Annotated in this window: 15 protein-coding genes; 6 read left to right on the forward strand and 9 right to left on the reverse strand. The window is 70.6% G+C overall.

The window, feature by feature from the left end:
• Positions 1-510: 510 nt before the first annotated feature.
• From B4915_RS03500 to B4915_RS03535, 8 genes are all read right to left on the reverse strand, one after another.
• Positions 511-1713, reverse strand: coding sequence for a tyrosine-type recombinase/integrase (locus B4915_RS03500; protein ID WP_105804439.1), 1203 nt, complete (start codon positions 1711-1713; stop codon positions 511-513).
• Between the two features lie 261 nt (positions 1714-1974).
• Positions 1975-2574, reverse strand: a complete 600-nt coding sequence (locus B4915_RS03505; protein ID WP_105804440.1) for a TetR/AcrR family transcriptional regulator — start codon at positions 2572-2574, stop codon at positions 1975-1977.
• Between the two features lie 81 nt (positions 2575-2655).
• A complete protein-coding gene (locus B4915_RS03510) occupies positions 2656-3366 on the reverse strand; it encodes an ABC transporter ATP-binding protein (protein WP_105804441.1) in 711 nt (236 codons plus the stop codon).
• Complete coding sequence (locus B4915_RS03515; RefSeq protein ID WP_105804442.1) at positions 3366-4508, reverse strand: ABC transporter permease; 1143 nt, start codon at positions 4506-4508, stop codon at positions 3366-3368. The genes B4915_RS03510 and B4915_RS03515 overlap by 1 nt, the downstream gene beginning before the upstream one ends.
• A gap of 265 nt (positions 4509-4773) precedes the next feature.
• Positions 4774-5010 (reverse strand): antitoxin, encoded by a 237-nt coding sequence (locus B4915_RS03520; RefSeq protein ID WP_105804443.1) that lies wholly within the window; start codon positions 5008-5010, stop codon positions 4774-4776.
• A 114-nt stretch (positions 5011-5124) separates the two neighbouring features.
• Positions 5125-5658: a hypothetical protein gene (locus B4915_RS03525; RefSeq protein WP_105804444.1), complete on the reverse strand. Its 534-nt coding sequence runs from the start codon at positions 5656-5658 to the stop codon at positions 5125-5127.
• A gap of 23 nt (positions 5659-5681) precedes the next feature.
• Positions 5682-6746, reverse strand: a complete 1065-nt coding sequence (gene zapE / locus B4915_RS03530; protein ID WP_105804445.1) for a cell division protein ZapE — start codon at positions 6744-6746, stop codon at positions 5682-5684.
• 47 nt (positions 6747-6793) lie between these two features.
• The gene (locus B4915_RS03535; protein WP_105804446.1) at positions 6794-7969 is read right to left on the reverse strand and encodes an alpha/beta hydrolase family protein; all 1176 of its coding nucleotides are present in this window, start codon (positions 7967-7969) and stop codon (positions 6794-6796) included.
• Positions 7970-8146: 177 nt separating this feature from the next.
• On the opposite strand from B4915_RS03535, the gene B4915_RS03540 reads away from it, so the two are divergent.
• The 4 genes from B4915_RS03540 (at position 8147) to B4915_RS03555 (ending at position 13368) form a co-directional block, all read left to right on the forward strand.
• On the forward strand, positions 8147-8719 hold the full coding sequence (locus B4915_RS03540) for a DUF3000 domain-containing protein (protein WP_105804447.1): 573 nt from the start codon (positions 8147-8149) through the stop codon (positions 8717-8719).
• A gap of 4 nt (positions 8720-8723) precedes the next feature.
• Positions 8724-9911: an HRDC domain-containing protein gene (locus tag B4915_RS03545; RefSeq protein WP_105804448.1), complete on the forward strand. Its 1188-nt coding sequence runs from the start codon at positions 8724-8726 to the stop codon at positions 9909-9911.
• Between the two features lie 120 nt (positions 9912-10031).
• Positions 10032-11228 carry a thiolase family protein gene (locus tag B4915_RS03550; RefSeq protein WP_425436308.1) on the forward strand — a complete coding sequence of 399 codons (1197 nt, stop codon included), beginning with the start codon at positions 10032-10034 and terminating at the stop codon, positions 11226-11228.
• Positions 11229-11232: 4 nt separating this feature from the next.
• Positions 11233-13368 (forward strand): 3-hydroxyacyl-CoA dehydrogenase NAD-binding domain-containing protein, encoded by a 2136-nt coding sequence (locus tag B4915_RS03555; RefSeq protein WP_105804450.1) that lies wholly within the window; start codon positions 11233-11235, stop codon positions 13366-13368.
• Positions 13369-13425: 57 nt separating this feature from the next.
• Here B4915_RS03555 and dxs read toward each other — a convergent pair whose 3' ends face one another.
• Positions 13426-15351, reverse strand: a complete 1926-nt coding sequence (gene dxs, locus B4915_RS03560) for a 1-deoxy-D-xylulose-5-phosphate synthase (RefSeq protein WP_105804451.1) — start codon at positions 15349-15351, stop codon at positions 13426-13428.
• Between the two features lie 414 nt (positions 15352-15765).
• Between dxs and B4915_RS03565 the strand changes: the two genes are divergently transcribed.
• Both B4915_RS03565 and B4915_RS03570 read left to right on the forward strand, forming a co-directional pair.
• Positions 15766-16677 (forward strand): hypothetical protein, encoded by a 912-nt coding sequence (locus B4915_RS03565; protein ID WP_105804452.1) that lies wholly within the window; start codon positions 15766-15768, stop codon positions 16675-16677.
• 52 nt (positions 16678-16729) lie between these two features.
• Positions 16730-17380, forward strand: a complete 651-nt coding sequence (locus tag B4915_RS03570; RefSeq protein WP_105804453.1) for a hypothetical protein — start codon at positions 16730-16732, stop codon at positions 17378-17380.
• Positions 17381-17412: the final 32 nt, after the last annotated feature.

The following is a 17412-nucleotide window of genomic DNA, read 5'->3' on the forward strand; positions in this document are numbered from 1 at the left end:
CTGCGGGTACAACGTGTTTGCTGGTATTTCAACAGATTTCGGGGCCGTGTACCCAGTTTCCGCTTGTACCCAGTCGAAACGACTTTTCTCCGCAGGGGCCGCAAGATCGCGATTTCTGCAAGATGACGGTACAAATCGGGAACGTAGCGTTGAAACCTCACTGCGAGGGATCGCCGAAAGCACTCGTTTATCAGGGGAAACGCGCGTGCGCGCGCGCATGTGCGACTGTCAAGATCATGCACCGAGGATGTACCGTCATTTCTCTGTCCCCGAAAATGACGGTACACGCCGGTGCGGCCCCGTGACCGTTTTGCCGCGGAATCATGCGGATCTAGGCGGTTTCAAAATGTACCGTCATTTTGTACCGTCATTTTGCAGCTCAAAAATGACGGTACATTTTGCGCAGTGCTGCCCGGCCCGGCGCGGCACCGTCGACATGACGGTGCCCCGCACCCGCGAAGCGGGGGCGGGGCACATGTCACAGACCCGCGCCGGGCCCGCGCCGACCGATCAGCTCGCGCGCTGCTGGGCCATGCGGCGGGCCAGCTCGTCGTCGCGGTTCCCGCTGTGCTGGTAGCGGATCGCCGCCTTCATAGAAGAGTGCCCGAGGCGGTCCATCGTCTCCTTGGCCGTCGCGCCGGTCTGCGCGTAGCGGGTGCCCGCGAAGTGCCGGAGCGCGTGGAACGGCAGGTCGGGCCGTCCGGCGGCGACGACGGCCTTGTGCCAGTGCCGCCAGAACGCGCTCTGCGGCAGCCAGCCGGTGCCGTCGTGGTTGGTGGTCAGCAGGGCATCGCCGATCTTCCCGTGGGCCTGATTGGCGATGATGCGGGCGTCCCTGCCGAATACGGCCACGGTGCGCACGCCTGCGAGAGTCTTGGGCTCGCCGACGTCGCGCCCGGTCTTCTTCGTGTGGATGACCTGGCGCGAGACGCTGATGCGCACGCAGTCCACGTCACCGGCCTTGTCGCGCTCGACCACCACGTCCTTCGCGCGAAGCTCGGTCGCCTCGCCCCAGCGCAGCCCGGCGGTGGCGGCGATCACGACCAGGGCCTTGTACCGCTTGTCGATGCTCGACAGGATGACGTCCAGCTCCGCATCGGTCGGCGGCTCGACCCTCTTGCCGGTCGAGGCCGTCGAACCGCCCCTGATCTGGCAGGGGTTCTTATCGAGGATGCCGTCGTCCACGGCGGTCTTGAGCACCGACTTCATGAACTCGTAGGCGCGGGAGGTCTGCGAGACACGGCCGGTCTCGATCTTCGCGGCGCGCCACTCACGCACCATCTCGGGCGTGATCTCGCCGAGCTTGCGCCCGACCATATCGGCGAGCGGCCCGCCCTTACCCGTCTTGTCCTTCTTGGTGGTCACGCCCGCCGGGCGCACGTACCCCTCGTAGCTCTCGATCGTGCGCGGGCGCAGCGCCTCGCCCCGGGAGTTCGTGCGGGTCTTGATCCACTGCGCGGCGTACTCGCCCAGCGTCACGTCGCGGCGGGCGGCCTCGGCTGCAGCGCGCTGCTGCTCGGCGGCGGCGACTGCGGGGGGCCGCCAGGTTCCCGAGTTGATCTCGGACTGGCGATCCGCCAGCCAGGCGCGAGCCGCGCCCTTGGTCTTGTAGGTGCCGGGGGCGGGATAGCGCTTCTTGTCGGGGCCGGTGTAGCGGGCCCGGTAGTTGCCGCTGGGCAACTTGTCGATGATTCCGAACTTCTCGCGAGACATAGATCAGCCTCCGTTTCGTGGTACCTGCGTGGTACTCAACTAGGGGTTTCTGGGTACTTCTTGACCTTAGTTGACTCAACCAAGGTTCGAGTACATCCCTTGATAACAAAGGGATCGGGGCTGATTTTGAGCTGTTTCTATCCTAACACGTTAGTTATTCGATCCCAGTATCGCGCACTTCATTTCATTCTCGTCGGCCCAGCTCGTGCTCACCGTGCCGGGCTCGAACCGAGCGACCTCCAGCCTCTCCCGGGCCGTCGCTCAGCTCGCGCCGGCGGGCGCCGAGCTGCTCCGCCCCGCCATCGGGCCGAGCACCTCGGACATGCTGGCGCACGCGGACTCAAACGAGGAGCCCGACTCCAGCAGACGGGTCGCGGCGTGGACGACAGCGTTCACCAGCTCCCCCACGCTCTCCGGCTCCGCCACACCCAGCTCCGTGAGCGCGTCGATCAGCGGCTCCCGGATCGCGAGGTGCATCCGGGAGGACTCCGCGTCGATCGCGTCCTCCGGCGTGAGCGCGGACAGCGCAGAAGCCACCGCGTGGGCACCCTCGTGCACGAGACGCAGATTCTCCACCGCGTAGGCCAGCACCCGGGCACCGGCGTCCGGGGCGGCCGCCATCGCACCGGTGATCCGCTCCGCCCACCGCGGGAACACGTCGCGGACGAGCGCCGCGAGCAGCGCCTCGCTCGAGCCGAAATAGTGGTAGACGCTTGACCGGGCCAGGCCCGCACGCTCGGCGAGTTCCGCCATGCTGGGCGCCCTGCCGGTCTCCTCGAGGAAGGCGTGCGCGACCCGCAGCAGGTGACGCTCCTGCTGCGCGCGATGCTCCGCCACCGTGGCTGCGTTGATCTTCGGCACGGGCTCCGCATCTCGACTCGGTCCGACCCCACTTCTCCCTGCACCTTACACCCGGCGCGGGGACGAAGGCGAACGCGCCCCTCAGGCTGCGGGCGCGTGCGCGGGCGCAGGGACCGGGCTCAGCCGCCCGTCGACCATCTCGACCAGCCGGTCGCAGTGGTCCAGCACCCCGTGGTCGTGCGTCACCATGAGCGTCGCGACGCCGCGCTCCCGGGACTGCTCGGCCAGCAGCGAGACCACCTGCCGGCTGCGTGCCCGGTCGAGGGCCGCAGTGGGCTCGTCGACCAGCAGGAGGCTCGGACGGGTGACGAGCGCACGGGCGATGCCCACCCGCTGCCGCTCCCCTCCCGAGAGCTGGCGCGGCAGATGCCGCGCGCGATGCGCCATCCCGACGGCGTCCAGCAGGGGCGCGGGATCGAAGGAGCGCGGCCCGCCGGCGATCCGGTTCACAAGGCGGAGCTGATCCTGGGCGCTGAGGGCGGGAATGAGGTTGCCGGACTGGAAGACGAAGCCGATGTGCTCGCGGCGAAAGCGCGCGAGCGCACCCGCGCGGCGACCGAGCTCCGCGAGCGGCCGCCCGAGCACCTCCACGCGTCCGCTGTCCGGTGCCGCGAGTGCGCCGGCGGTCGCGAGCAGGCTCGACTTCCCCGCCCCGGAGGGGCCGATGACACCGACGAACTCCCCGGGTGCCAGTTCGAGTTCGACGCTGTCGAGCGCGCGGACGCGGCTGTCGCCGTCCCCGAACTCGAGGGTCACGTCGCGCATGAGCAGTGCTGGTGATGTGATGGACATTATCGCTGGCCTCCCAGTGCCGTGAGCGGATCGACTCTGATGATGCGCAGCACGGCAACGGCCGCGCCGAGCAGGCCGAGCACGATCGTCGTCGCCGTGGCGATGATGACCGGACCGGCCTCGAGAGCGAAGGGCATGCCCGCGGGCATAGCCGCCCCGAGCCCCACCCCGGCGGCGACGCCGATGCCGGTGAAGGCGACGAGCAGGATCGCGGCCTGCACGAGCGAGTCGCGCAGCAGGTACCGGCCCGAGGCGCCGATCGCCCGGAGCACCGCAAGCTCGTGCTGGCGCTGAATGGTCCAGACCGTGAAGAACGCTCCGACGACGAGGGCGCAGATCGCATACAGGAACACCTGGATCATGCTCAGGGTGAGCGTCTCCGCCTCGTAGCCGGGCGAAGAGTTGAAGGACTCCTCGAGCGGCACCGAGCTGGTGTGCGCCGATGCGTCGCCCGCTGCGAGATCGAGCTCTCCGCCGGGCTCGGCGTGGATCGCGATGACGCTCGCCAGTTCGGACGCGAGCGCGTCCACCTGCTCCTGCGTCGGGGAGCCCGGTTGCGCGGCGCCCGCGGCGATCAGGCGCCAGGTGTCGAGATGCAAGAACGCCATGTCGACATGGCCGAAGGTGGTCTGTCCCTCCGTGAAGCCGACCACCCGGAGCTCCGTGTCGACGCGGTCCAGGGTGATGATGTCCCCGAGCCCCACTCCCTCGTCCCGGGCGGTCTCGGAGAGCACCACCCCCGAAAGCGAGGAGAAGTTCTCCCCCTCAGAGAGCTCCGGAGCGAGCGCCGAGCCGGGCTCGATCCCGAAGAGTGACAGGTCGATCTGGGTTCCGTCACCGAGGCTCGCATTGACCATGCCCGCACCGACGGGCTCCGCGTCGGCGACGCCGTCCACCTGCTGCCAGGCGGCGAGCTGTTCGGCGTCGACGACGGACCTCGAGAACGCGTTATCGGTCTTGGTGCCCTCATCGAAGGCGAAGGCGGAGACCGGCATGGATTTGAGACCCGAGACGCCGTCGTTGACGAGTCCCGAGGAGAGTCCTGAGAGCGTGACGACCAGAATCGCGATGAGGGCGACGACCGCGCCCATGAGTCCGAAGCGTCCGCGCGCGTAGCGGAGTTCGCGGAGTGCGAGAAACATGCTGTCCTTCCGAGCGCCGTTCGTTATCGACGCTGTGTCGCTAGGTTATCAACACAACGTCGATATAAGCTGTGAGCGCGTGCCCCGGTCCCCCGCGCGGCGGTCCGCGCCGCACGGCGGGGCCGCCACCCGCACGCAGCGCCCGCACCACCACGGCGGCGTGCACAGCGAAGCCCCGGTCGCAGCCGGGGCTTCGCTGTGCAGAAGGGGCCCGTCCGGGCCGGCGGCGCACGCTCCGGGCGTCACTCCGGAACGGGCTTCCTCGCTATTCGGTGCCGATCTTGCCGTCGAGCGTGTCGCGGACCTCGTCGATGCGGGCCGCGTGCTTTCCGCCCGTGACCCGGTCCGCCAGGCCGGCGGCACCGTCGAGGAGCTTGTCGCTGATCTGCTCGGCCTGCTCGGAGTGCAGCGCCTCATCGATCTTCTCCGAGTTGGCCTTCGCGAATTCGCCGGCCTTGCCCGCGAGCTCCGAGGCCCGCTTGCTCAGATCTTCAATGCCCATGTGCGTTCCTTTCCGTGGCGCGGCCGAACGGCTCGCTGGGGCCATTATCGCTCCGGCCCCGCCGCCCCGCCAGAGCCCGCGCCCGTGCCTGCCGCTCCGCGGCAACGGAACGGCTCAGCCGCGCAGGCCGTGCGCCCGCCGCACCGCCGTGACCGCACGGTCGAAGCGATCCCGGGACAGCACGTGTCCCTCGCGCCGCATCCCGTCGGCGGTCACCCGCAGCACGCGCTCCGGCGCGAGGAAGCTCTCCCGGCCCTGGCCGTCCCAAGCGCCGCTCCCCACCGACACGAAGCCGCTGTGCGGCTTCGTGCTGAGATAGCAGCCCGCCACGGCTCCCTCGCCGAGCCGGGCGATGATCAGCACGGGGCGGTCCTTGCCGCGTCCGTCGTTCTCCGCATAGGGCACCCAGGTCCAGACGACCTCACCCGGATCGGGATCGCCGTCGGGTCGCGGCTGATAGTCAGGACGCAGCGTGGCGATCTCTGCGCGGCTCAGGTCTCGCGTCGCCCCCGGGCCGGAACGCCCGGGACTCGGCTGCTGCGGTGCGGGTCCATCTGAGACCGGATACCGACGGGGACCGCGCGTGCCGGAACGCCGGGCGGGAGTGAGCAGCGCAGAGGCGAGGGAGCGCAGCAGCGAGGAGAGCATGCCTCCTCCCCCGCCGGGCCTGTTCACCCGGCGACCTCGCTCGCCGTCAGCGCGTTGAGGCGCGAGATGCAGCGCAGGTACTTCTTGCGGTAGCCGCCGTCCAGCATCCCGCCTCCGAAGATCGCGGTGAGCGGGGTGCCGGTGGCGCGCAACGGGATCTGCGCGTCGTACACCCGGTCGATGAACGCCACGAAGCGCAGCGCGGCCGACTGGTCGGTGAGCTCGTGGACGTCGCGCAGCCCGATGCACTGCACGCCCTCGATCAGTCCCACGTAGCTCGAGGGGTGCACCGTGGCGAGGTGGGCGATCAGCGCCGAGAAATCGTCATCGGTCATGCGCTCGCCCGATGCCGCCACATCGGCCAGAGCGAAGCGGTACGCCTCGTCGCTCAGGACGATCGCGTCGCCCTCGATATCGCGCTGCCGGTAGTCGACGCCGTCGATGCGGACCGCGGTGAAGCGGTCCGACATCGCCTGGATCTCCCGCATGAAGTCCGCCGCGGCGAACCTCCCCTCGCCGAGCGCGTTCGGCGGCGTATTCGACGTGGCCACGATGCGGGAGCCGGTCGCGGTGAGGTCGCCGATGAGCCGGGTCATCAGCATCGTGTCGCCCGGATCGTCGAGCTCGAACTCATCGATGCAGATGAGACGCGCGCCCTGCAGCACGCCGACCGCCCCGTTGTAGCCGAGCGCGCCGACGAGAGCCGTGTACTGGATGAAGGTGCCGAAATAGCGCCGCCCGGCCGTGGCGTGCCAGGTCGCTGCGAGCAGGTGCGTCTTCCCGACGCCGAATCCCCCGTCGAGGTAGACCCCCGGGCGGTCGGAACCGCCGGCGGGCGCCTCGGCGGCCTTCTTCCGCCCGAACCCGAAGAAGCCGCCGCGCGGCGCGGGCGCGGCGGGCGCGGTGAAGTTGCGCAGCAGCTCGCGCGCCTCCTCCTGCGAGGGGTACTCGGGGTCGGGGCGGTACGACGCGAAGGAAGCGTGGTCGAACTGGGGCGGCGGCACGAGATTGGCGACCAGCTCGGGGCCCGAGATGCTCGGGCTGCGGTCGACGAGGCGCGCGGATCTGCGGTGGTGATCGGAGGTCATCGCGGCAAGTCTATCTCTGCGCCGCGGAACCGCCCGCGAAGCGGGACTCAGCCGCGCCAGGGCGGACGCGGCAGCGCCCGCGCGAACACCTCGGTGACACGCTCCCACGACTCGGGGTCCACATTCCACAGGCGCACGTGCTCTCCGCGTGGCTGCAGGCGGAGCTGCACGAGTTCCGGCCGGAGCTCGGCGAGCCTGCGAGCCCCGTCGCACGGGACGAAGGTGTCGCCCTCGCTCGCGTGGATGAGCACGGGGACCTCGAGCTTCTCGGCGAAGGCCTCCGCGGAGAGACCCGCGATCGCGAGCCCGCCCGGCTCGCCTGCGCGCACGATCCCGCGCCCGAGCAGGCCGATGCCGAGATCGGCGACGAATCGCGGGGCCGAGCGGGCGGCCGCGTGATAGCGCAGCAGTGCGGTCCAGTCGATCCCGGGCGAATCGAGGACGAGTCCGTCGACGAGGGAGCGGTGCGCTCCGCGCGTCGCCGCGACGAGGCACGCGGTGCCGCCCATCGACCATCCGACGAGGGTCACCCGCTCGGCGCCTCGCCGCGCCGCCTCCGCGATCGCCGCGTCCACGTCGCGCGCCTCCGCGATGCCGATGCCGTAGCGCCCATGATCACCGCGAGGCGCACCCGGATCATTGCGGTAACTGATCACCAGGCTGGTGATGCCGGCACGCGCGAATGGGGCGACCCCCCGGATCGCCTCCTCCGGGAGCGCTCCCCTGCCGTGTACGTGGACGGCCCAGCGCTTCTTCCGCGGAAAACGCGGGCGCACCAGCCAGGCCTCCGCGTCGCCGAGCTCCGTGGGGTAGGTGATCCGCTCCGTCCGGTACCCGAGCTCGGCTGGGTCGGTGAACCACCACCCCGTCAACCGCCCGGCAGAGCCGACCGCCGGGCTGCCGCGGTCGAGCTGGACGAGCGGCCTCGCCAGCCCGTCCGGTCCGCGATCGATCACGGGCCCCAGACGAGCGTGACCTCGGCCGGAGTCGAAGAGGTATGAGCACCGGCCCTCCAGCTCCGCATCCGTGCCCCTCAGCCAGACGATGCGCCGTCCATCGTCGCCGGACAGCCTGGTCACCCGCACCGGCGTCTCGGGCTCCTCGGGGGTGACGGCGAGCTGCGCCAGCCGCATCCCGACCGCCGCCGCACCCACCGCACCGACCGCGAGCAGGCCGGCGCCGAGCCCGACGACGCGGCCGACCGTGCGCTCCCAGTGCTCCATGCACAGGACTCTACCCCCGCGGGCGAGCGGCTGTCACCCGCGACCCGGCGCTCCGGCGGGCGGCGGCACCGGCCGGAGGCGCGCCGAGGTGGCGGGACCCCGATCGCCGGGGGATCCGCCGCTGCGCGGCGTGGCACCGCTCGCCGGGAGCCACTCCTGCCTACTGTGTGCTGTGTGATGGAGAGGATCGGGCCGCAGCCCGTGGAGTTCAGTGTCGCGGCCGATCAGATCCGCCACGCACAGCTGCGGGAGGAGCTCGTGGTGCGGGAGATTCCGGCGCCGGAGCGGATCGCACCTCGCTCCGTCGCTCTCGCCGCCGGCGTGGCCCGAGGGCCGCGAAGAGGATTGACCCCCGACGGCTCGATCGACTCGCATCACGGCGCCGGACGACTGGTCCTCATGCACGACCCGGACTCGGAGCCCGAGTGGGGCGCACCCTACCGGCTCGTCTGCTTCGCCCAGGCGCCGCTCGAGGTGGAGATCGGAGTGGACCCCTTCATCTCCGACGTGGCCTGGTCGTGGCTCGTCGATGCTCTGGACGCCCGAGGCGCGCGGTACGACTATCTGTCCGGGACGGCGACGAAGACGCTCTCCAGCGGCTTCGGCACGCTCGAGCACCAGGGCGACGCGGCGCAGATCGAGCTGCGCGCCTCCTGGACGCCCCTCGGCGAGGAGTTCGCCGCGCACGCCGAGGCCTGGTCCGAGCTGCTCTGCCTACTTGCCGGCCTGCCGCAGCGGGAAGGTGCCTGAGCCGATGGTCGATCAATCCGAACTGCACACCGAGTGGTCGCTCGTCGCCGACGATCGCGGGCTGGAGCGCGCGGCCGAGGAGCTGGCCTCGGGGACCGGCCCCCTCGGAGTCGATGCGGAACGCGCCTCCGGCTTCCGCTACGGTTCCGACGCCTATCTGGTCCAGGTCTCCCGCCGCGGCGCCAGGCCCCTGCTCTTCGACCCGACGGGCATCGGCGATTTCGCGCCGCTTGCCCAGGCGATCGGGAACGACGAGTGGATCCTGCACGCCGCGAGCCAGGACATCCCCTGTCTCACCGAACTGGGGCTCCGCCCGGCGAGACTCTTCGACACTGAGCTCGGCGCCCGGCTCCTCGGCTACGAGCGGGTCGGGCTCGGCGCGCTCGTCGAGCGGCTCCTCGGGATCCATCTGGAGAAGGCGCACTCGGCGGCCGACTGGTCTCAGCGCCCGCTCCCCGACGCGTGGCTGGAGTACGCGGCCCTGGATGTCGCGCTGCTGCCGGATCTGCGGGACGCGGTGCTCGCCGACCTGGAACGGCAGGGCAAGCTCGAGTATGCGCTGCAGGAGTTCGAGGCGGTGCGCACCCGACCCGAGAAGCCGCGAGCGGCGGAGCCGTGGCGCAAGCTCTCCGGAGGACACGTGCTGCGCACGCCGCGGGCGCTCGCGATCGCGCGAGAGCTGTGGCTCGCCCGCGACGCGCTCGCACGTGAGCGGGACGTCGCACCGGGCAGGCTCATCCCGGACTCCTCGATCGTCGCTGCCGCCGCCGCGAACCCCCGCTCGGCGGGTGAGCTCGCACGGCTGCAGAGCTTCAAGGGCCGGGCGAGCCGCAGCGAGCTGGAGCGCTGGTGGGCAGCCGTCCTCGCCGGCAAGACGAGCGACGAGCTGCCGGGGCCGAGGACGCGCGATCCGGAGTCCATCCCCCATCACCGCGGCTGGGCTCAGCGGCACCCGGAGGCGGCGGCGCGTCTGGCTGCGGCCCGCGCGGGCGTCGTCGCGGAAGCCGAACGACTGCGGATCCCGGTGGAGAACCTCCTCACCCCCGATCATCTCCGCGCGGTCGCCTGGCGGCCGCCGCAGCCGCCCACTCCGGAGGCGATTGCACGGCGTCTCACCGAGCTCGGAGCCCGGGAGTGGCAAGTTGGCTTGACTGCACCAATCATCAGCGCTGCATTTGTAGACCTCGGATAGCGATGCGCCGAGCGAGCGCCGCATTTCCGTGATTCTCACGCCCCACTGCCGAATGTGAGACTGCGTCTCTAGGATGGATCCTGACGCAGTTCACATACCTGAGGAGGCGAAGTGGCCGCAATGAGAGAGGTCGTGTTCGTGGACGGGGTGCGCACCCCCTTCGGACGCGCAGGAGACAAGGGCATGTACGCGGGCACCCGCGCCGACGACCTGGCGGTGAAGGCGCTCCAGGGACTGCTCGACCGTCACCCGGATCTTCCGCTCGACCGCATCGACGACGTCGGCATCGCCGCAACGACCCAGCAGGGCGATCAGGGGCTGACCCTCGGCCGGACCGTGTCGATCCTCGCCGGCCTGCCCGTCACCGTTCCCGGCTTCGCCCTCGACCGGATGTGCGCGGGAGCGCTCACCGTGGCCTCGTTCATGGGCGCCGCCATCGGGTCCGGGCAGTACGACCTCGCCGTCGCCGGTGGGGTCGAGCACATGGGCCGGCACCCCATCGGCCTCGACGCGGACCCGAACCCCCGCTTCGTCGCCGAGAAGCTCGTGAGCGCCGATGCACTGAACATGGGCGTCACCGCCGAGCGCCTGCACGACCGCTTCCCGGAGCTCACGAAGGAGCGGGCCGACCGCTTCGGCATGCTCAGCCAGCACAAGGTGCAGGCTGCGTACGAGCGCGGTGACATCCAGGCGGACCTGGTGCCGGTCGCGACCCGCTCCGAGAGCGGCTGGGGACTCGCCACCGAGGACGAGGGGCGGCGCCCCGAGACGACGATGGAGGGTCTCGCCGGCCTGAAGACCCCGTTCCGCCCCCACGGCCGGGTGACGGCGGGCAACGCCTCGCCGCTCACCGACGGGGCCACCGTGTCGCTGCTCGCGGGCGCGGACACCGCACGAGAGCTCGGCCTGCCCGCGAAGATGCGCCTCATCGGCTTCGCCTTCGCCGGCGTGCAGCCCGAGGTGATGGGCCTCGGACCCGTGCCCTCGACCGAGAAGGCGCTGCGGCGCGCGGGACTCACCATCGACGACATCGGCCTCTTCGAACTCAACGAGGCCTTCGCCGTGCAGGTGCTCTCCTTCACCGACCACTTCGGGATCGCGGATGACGACCCCCGGGTGAATCCGTGGGGCGGAGCGATCGCCTTCGGGCACCCGCTCGCCGCCTCGGGGGTCCGCCTCATGATCCAGCTCGCCCGCCAGTTCGAGCAGCGACCCGATGTGCGCTACGGCGTGACGGCGATGTGCGTGGGCCTCGGCCAGGGCGGCACGGCCATCTGGGAGAACCCCCACTTCGACGGCAAGAAGGGCAAGAAGTAACATCATGACCGACTACAGCACCATCGACTTCTCTCCCCTGATCGAGGCGGCAGCCGACGAGGTGATCACCGAGTCGCACGTGCGCGACGTCGCACTGCCGTCCGGAGGCACCCTGGCCCTCATCACGCTGGACAACGGTCGCGACCACACGCGCCCCAATACGCTCGGCCCGCGGACCCTGCAGGGCCTCGGCGCCGCGCTCGATGCGCTGCGGGAGCGCGCCGCCGCCGGCGAGATCCGGGCCGTCGCGATCACCGGCAAGCCGTTCATCTTCGCCGCGGGCGCCGATCTCTCGAAGGTGTCGACGCTCGCCACCGAACAGAACGCCCGTCTTATGGCGCAGTACGGGCACTTCGTGCTCGGCAAGCTCGGCTCCCTGGGGGTGCCGAGCTTCGCTTTCGTGAACGGTCTCGCGCTCGGCGGCGCAATGGAGATCGCCCTGCACTGCGACTACCGCACGCTCGATTCCTCCGCCGCGGCGCTCGCCTTCCCCGAGGTCTTCCTCGGCATCATTCCCGGCTGGGGCGGCGCGACCATCGTGCCGAATCTGATCGGCATCGAGAAGGCGCTCGAGATCATCGTCTCGAACCCGCTGAAGAACAACCGGATGCTGAAGCCGCAGCAGGCGTACGAGCTCGGCCTCTTCGATGCGCTGTTCGGCTCGGCGAGCTTCCTGGAGCGCTCGGTCGCGTGGGCCGACGGAGTGATCGCGGGCTCGGTGAAGGTCGAGCGGCCCCACGTGCCGGGCAAGCTGGAGCGCCTGACGAAGTGGCCTGCCGCGATCAAGATCGCGCGAGACATGCTGAAGGCGCGGATCGGGACCGCCGCGAAGGCACCGTACGTCGCTCTCGATCTGCTCGCGGCGGCGAAGGACGACGACCTCGTGCGAGGCTTCGAACGTGAGGACGAGGCGCTTGCCGAGCTGATCTCGGGCGACCAGTTCGCGGCTTCGATCTACGCCTTCGATCTGGTGCAGAAGCGGGCGAAGCGCCCGGCCGGCGCCCCCGACCGCGATCTCGCGAAGCCCGTGCGGAAGGTGGGCGTGATCGGTGCGGGCCTCATGGCCAGCCAGTTCGCCCTGCTCTTCGCGCGCAAGCTGCGCGTCCCGGTGCTCATCACCGACCTCGACCAGGCCCGGGTCGACAAGGGCCTCTCCTACATCGGCGGTGAGATCGACAAGATGGAGCAGAAGGGGCGACTCAGCTCCGACGACGCCAACCAGGTGCGGGCTCTCGTCAGCGGCACCACTGACAAGACGCTCTACGCCGACTGCGACTGGGTCATCGAGGCCGTGTTCGAGGAGCTGAGCGTCAAGCAGCAGGTCTTCGCGGAGATCGAGCCGATCATCTCGCCGGAGGCGGTGATCGCGACGAACACCTCCTCGCTGTCGGTCGAGCAGATCGGTGCGCAGCTCACCCACCCCGAGCGTCTGGTCGGCTTCCACTTCTTCAATCCGGTCGCGGTGATGCCGCTCATCGAGGTCGTGAAAGCGCCGAGCACCGACGATCCGACCCTCGCAACGGCCATGGCCATCGCGAAGAAGCTCGGCAAGAGCGCCGTGATCACGGCCGACCGTCCCGGCTTCGTCGTGAATCGCCTCCTGGCGAAGGTCATGGGCGAGGCGGCGCGCGCCCTCGACGAAGGCACCCCGATGCCCGTGGTCGAGCGAGCCCTCGCCCCCATCGGTCTGCCGATGGGTCCCTTCGAGCTGATCGACCTCGTCGGGTGGAAGGTCGCCGCGCACGTGCAGGACACCATGGTGAGCGCCTTCCCCGAGCGCTTTTACGCCTCGGAGAACCTGCACCGGCTCGCCGAGGTGGATGAGCCGCTCACCAAGTCGAAGCACGGCAAGGTCGAGGACCTGTCGAAGGCCGGCAAGAAGGCCGTCGTGCTCGGCAAGCACCCCGTGAGCGAGGAGCAGATCCTGCGCCGCGTCGAGGACGAGCTCGCGGGCGAGATCAAGATCATGCTCGACGAGGGCGTGGTCGCGGCCGCGGAGGACATCGACCTCTGCCTCATCCTCGGAGCGGGCTGGCCCTTCCAGGCGGGAGGAGCGACCCCCTACCTCGACCGGGTCGGCGCGAGCGAGCGCGTGTTCGGCGGGACCTTCCACGATCCGCGCGTCGCGGGCGCGCGATAGCGCGCGGCACTGTGCGTGGCGCAGGGCCCCGGGGGTATCCCCGGGGCCCTGCGCCACTCAGCCGGATTCCGGTCGCGCCACGGGCACGCGGTCACCGCGCACCTGGGCCGCGACATCGGCCGCGATCCGCTCCGCGGTGAGCCCGGCATCACTCAGCAGTTCTTCGCGGGAGGCGTGCTCCGGGAACTCGTCGGGCATGCCCCGCTCGTCGACCGCGGTGTCCACGCCGGAGTCCCGGAGCGACTGACGGATCCGCGTGCCCACCCCGCCCACGCGGATCCCGTCCTCGATGCTGATGACGAGGCGGTGACTGCGCGCGAGCTCCACGACCGTGCCGGCGACCGGCACCACCCAGCGCGGATCGACCACAGTCGAGGTGATCCCCTGCTCGCTCAGCAGCTCCGCCGCCGCCAGCGCAAGCCGCGCCATCGGCCCCACGGTCACGAACAGCACGTCGGCGCCGCCGCCGGTGTCCCGGAGCACGTCGACGCCGTCGTCACTGCGACGGAGCGCGGGAAGGGCACCGCCTGTCGCCCCCTTCGGGTAGCGCACCACCGTCGGCCCGTCGTCCACGGCGACCGCCTCGGCGAGCAGCTCGCGCAGCGTCTCCTCGTCGCGGGGAGCCGCGATCCTGATGCCCGGCACGATCTGCAGCGTCGCCAGATCCCACACGCCATTGTGGCTCGCCCCGTCGGGCCCCGTCACCCCTGCCCGATCGAGCACGAAGGTGACTCCGGCGCGGTGCAGCGCGACGTCCATGAGGAGCTGGTCGAATGCGCGGTTCATGAAGGTGGCGTAGACCGCAACGACGGGATGGAGGCCGCCGAAGGCGAGCCCGGCGGCGCTCGTCGCCGCGTGCTGCTCCGCGATCCCGACGTCGATCACGCGACCGGGATGGCGCTCGGCGAGGAGGTCGAGCCCGGTGGGCGCGAGCATCGCAGCGGTGATCCCGACGATGCGGTCGTCGGCTTCGGCGAGTTCCACGATGCGTTCCCGGAACACCGAGGTCCAGCTCGATCCGCTCGCCTGCTGCACCGGCTCGCCGCTTCCGGGGTCGATCCTGCCCACGGAATGGAACTGATCTGCGACATCGTTCTCGGCGGGTGCGTAGCCCCGCCCCTTCTCGGTGATGACGTGGACGAGCGTGGGCCGCCCGTAGCCCTTCGCCTGCCTGAGCCCCTGCTCGACCGCTTCGAGGTCGTGCCCGTCGATGGGCCCCACGTACTTGATGTCGAGATTCGAGTAGAGATCCTGATTGCCCGAGGCCCGGCTGGCGATGCCCCGCATGGCGCCCCGCGCGGCGCGGTAGACGGTGCGGCCCGGGGCGCCCAGTGCGGAGAACAGGCGCTCGCTGCCCTCCTGCAGCTCCCGGTAGCCGGCGGTCGTGCGGACGGAGTTGAGGAAGCGCGCCATACCCCCGATGGTCGGGGCGTACGAGCGTCCGTTGTCGTTCACCACGATCACGAGGTTGCGGTCGTTGTCGTCCGTGATGTTGTTGAGCGCTTCCCAGGTCATCCCGCCGGTGAGCGCGCCGTCGCCGACGACGGCGACGACGTGGCGGTCCCGCTGGGAAGGATCGCCGAGCGCCCTTCGCGAGAATGCCCGGGAGATCCCGTCGGCCCAGCTCAGGGAGCTCGAGGCGTGCGAGCTTTCCACGACGTCGTGCTCCGACTCGGAGCGCTGCGGATAGCCGGCGATGCCGCCGCGCTGGCGCAGTCTCGCGAAGTCCTTCCGTCCCGTCAGCAGCTTGTGCACGTAGCTCTGGTGGCCGGTGTCGAAGATGATCGGGTCGCGCGGAGACGCGAAGACGCGATGCAGGGCGATCGTCAGCTCGACGACGCCGAGATTGGGGCCCAGGTGCCCTCCGGTCTTCGCGACCTCGGCGATCAGGAACTCGCGGATCTCGGCGGCGAGCATCCGGCACTCCTCCGCGGTGAGTGCGTCGAGGTCTCGCGGATCCTCGATGCGATCCAGGATCGTCACGCGCTACCTCCGTCTCCCGGCCGGCGGCCGGAACATTGCACCAGCCTACCCTCTGCGGAGCGCGGGCAAGCCACGGGGCGGATCGCATCCCGTGCTCGCGGCGGCGCCTGCGGGCGCGCTGGCGCGGGATCGGACGAGGATCGCGCTCCGGCTGAGATGAGGCGGGATCCGAGCACCGCTTGCGCATCGTCGCGGTGCGTTCCCCACCCGCCGGAGAGCTATACTCGGATCTCAGCTTCCGGCAGCTGCGCGCAGCACGCGCCGGGTCGGTTCAGGTCAAAGGATGCGAGCATCGAGCACGTGTACGGAGTGCCCAGCGGCCGTGGTCCTCGCGGAGAAACCGTCGCGACCGCTCGGCGAGCGGACTCCCCGGCCCGCTCGCGCGAGCGCCGATTGAGGCGGGTGAGGCGCGCGATGTGCGCCGTCCTCGCCGCGACCGCGCTGCTCACCGCCTGCGCTCCCCTCTCCGCTGCCGCCCGCGAGGCGGCGCCGCGCGTCGCAGAGGTCGTCGGCGACAGCGGAGACGTTTCGGTGACCACGACGAAGAGCCGGGTCAATGTCTCGCCCAGCTGCTCGGCGCGCGTCCGTCTCGACGAGGGCATCTCGCGCAGCGCCATCACGCGGATTCTCCGCGAGGTGTGGTCCGCTCCGGGCGACTCACCGTGCGTCGTGACGGCCGTCGAGCTCGCGAACCGTTCGTCCGTCTCCGGCTACCCCGCTCGTGAGATGCCGGCGGAGGCCGCAGCGGCGGTCGCGGACGCGCTGCTCCGTTTCGGTGACGTTGCGCTCGCCTTCACGGACGACCGTGCCGTCGCGGTCACGGCGTCCTCGCACTCCGGTCGCTTCGACGTCGCCGGGGCCCTGGTCCGTGAGTCCGCCGCCTCGGCGGCCCTGCACGAAGCGTTCGGAAGCGTGTACTGGTCCCTCAGCTGGTCTCACCAGGGCATCCCCTACGACTCCGTCACCATCCTGTCCGACGCGTCGCCGCCGATCACCCTCGCCCGCTTTCTCGAAGGACTGGGTGAGCTCCGAGATTCCGGTGCCCTGGGCCAGGCAGGCGCCCCGGGAGGAGAGCCGAGTTTGGACGCCGCGATCATCGGCGTCGACGTGGAGGCGAAGTCCGAAGCACAGGCGACGACTCTCAGCGTCCAGCTGACGCTGGAGAACTGGGACGCGGCCGCCCTCGGCGCACAGCGCAAGCAGCTCCACTCCTCCGGTCGCGCAGCCGACGCGGCCCGTGCCATCGCGGAGATCGCCGAGCGCAACGGCCTCCCGCTCGACTCGGTCACCGCGAGCGGCGTCGTCGAGCTCCTGCCTGCGCCGTGAGACGGGCCGCTCGGACGGCTACGGAGCGGAACAGGCGACTACGATCGATGGGATGGGGTTCACGTTCATCCTGCCGTCCTCCCGTCGGCTCCTCACCTCCGGGATCCGCGATCGACGGAGCGAGGGCACCGCGGCCGCACGAGCGGACGCCTTCCGTCGTGACTACGAGCGGTGGTCCCGCTGGGGACTGGGACTCGCCGCGTTCCTCGTCACGATTCCCGCCGGCTTCGTCGCGACGGGCTTGGCGGGGGCAATCGAAGCCGCCGGCTCCAGCGATCCCATCGACATCGTCGTGGTGGGCGCCGCAGCGTTGCTCTGCATCGCCGGTGGCGCGACGCTGTTCGCCCTCTGGCGGAGCGGCAGACTCCTCGCGCGCGCCGCGTGCGAGGAGCTGCGCGCCATCTACAGCGAGGGGTGGCGGTCCCCGTCACCCTGGGGGTGGGCGCAGGTGCGGCTGCTCAATGGCGAGCCGCGGATCTTCGTCCGTCTCGTCACGGGGACCCTCGCGCTGATGCTGGCCGTGGGCGGCTTCGCAGTCGCCGCACGAGACCTCGCGGCAGGCGAAACGATGTTCACGCTGCCGTCGCTCCTGGTGGCACTGTGCTCCGCGTGCAGCGGGCTCGGCCAGCTCGGTGGCGTCATGCGCATCGTCCGCGGCATGAGCGCCGGAGACCCGATCGCCGCACGGCACCTTCGGCGTTAGCGCCCGCCGCAGCTGCCCGGGCACGGATCAGG

Origin of the sequence: Leucobacter massiliensis, assembly GCF_002982315.1 — a bacterium.
Lineage (GTDB): Bacteria > Actinomycetota > Actinomycetes > Actinomycetales > Microbacteriaceae > Leucobacter > Leucobacter massiliensis.

Excerpts from the sequence above, each read along its gene's own strand:
- B4915_RS03540 (WP_105804447.1), top strand. The coding sequence starts at position 8,147 with ATGGAGAGGATCGGGCCGCAGCCCGTGGAGTTCAGTGTCGCGGCCGAT.
- B4915_RS03520 (WP_105804443.1), bottom strand. The coding sequence starts at position 5,010 with ATGGGCATTGAAGATCTGAGCAAGCGGGCCTCGGAGCTCGCGGGCAAG.
- B4915_RS03510 (WP_105804441.1), bottom strand. The coding sequence starts at position 3,366 with ATGTCCATCACATCACCAGCACTGCTCATGCGCGACGTGACCCTCGAG.
- B4915_RS03550 (WP_425436308.1), top strand. The coding sequence starts at position 10,032 with ATGAGAGAGGTCGTGTTCGTGGACGGGGTGCGCACCCCCTTCGGACGC.
- B4915_RS03545 (WP_105804448.1), top strand. The coding sequence starts at position 8,724 with ATGGTCGATCAATCCGAACTGCACACCGAGTGGTCGCTCGTCGCCGAC.
- B4915_RS03525 (WP_105804444.1), bottom strand. The coding sequence starts at position 5,658 with ATGCTCTCCTCGCTGCTGCGCTCCCTCGCCTCTGCGCTGCTCACTCCC.
- B4915_RS03570 (WP_105804453.1), top strand. The coding sequence starts at position 16,730 with ATGGGGTTCACGTTCATCCTGCCGTCCTCCCGTCGGCTCCTCACCTCC.
- B4915_RS03515 (WP_105804442.1), bottom strand. The coding sequence starts at position 4,508 with ATGTTTCTCGCACTCCGCGAACTCCGCTACGCGCGCGGACGCTTCGGA.
- B4915_RS03500 (WP_105804439.1), bottom strand. The coding sequence starts at position 1,713 with ATGTCTCGCGAGAAGTTCGGAATCATCGACAAGTTGCCCAGCGGCAAC.
- B4915_RS03535 (WP_105804446.1), bottom strand. The coding sequence starts at position 7,969 with ATGGAGCACTGGGAGCGCACGGTCGGCCGCGTCGTCGGGCTCGGCGCC.
- B4915_RS03555 (WP_105804450.1), top strand. The coding sequence starts at position 11,233 with ATGACCGACTACAGCACCATCGACTTCTCTCCCCTGATCGAGGCGGCA.
- zapE (WP_105804445.1), bottom strand. The coding sequence starts at position 6,746 with ATGACCTCCGATCACCACCGCAGATCCGCGCGCCTCGTCGACCGCAGC.
- B4915_RS03565 (WP_105804452.1), top strand. The coding sequence starts at position 15,766 with ATGTGCGCCGTCCTCGCCGCGACCGCGCTGCTCACCGCCTGCGCTCCC.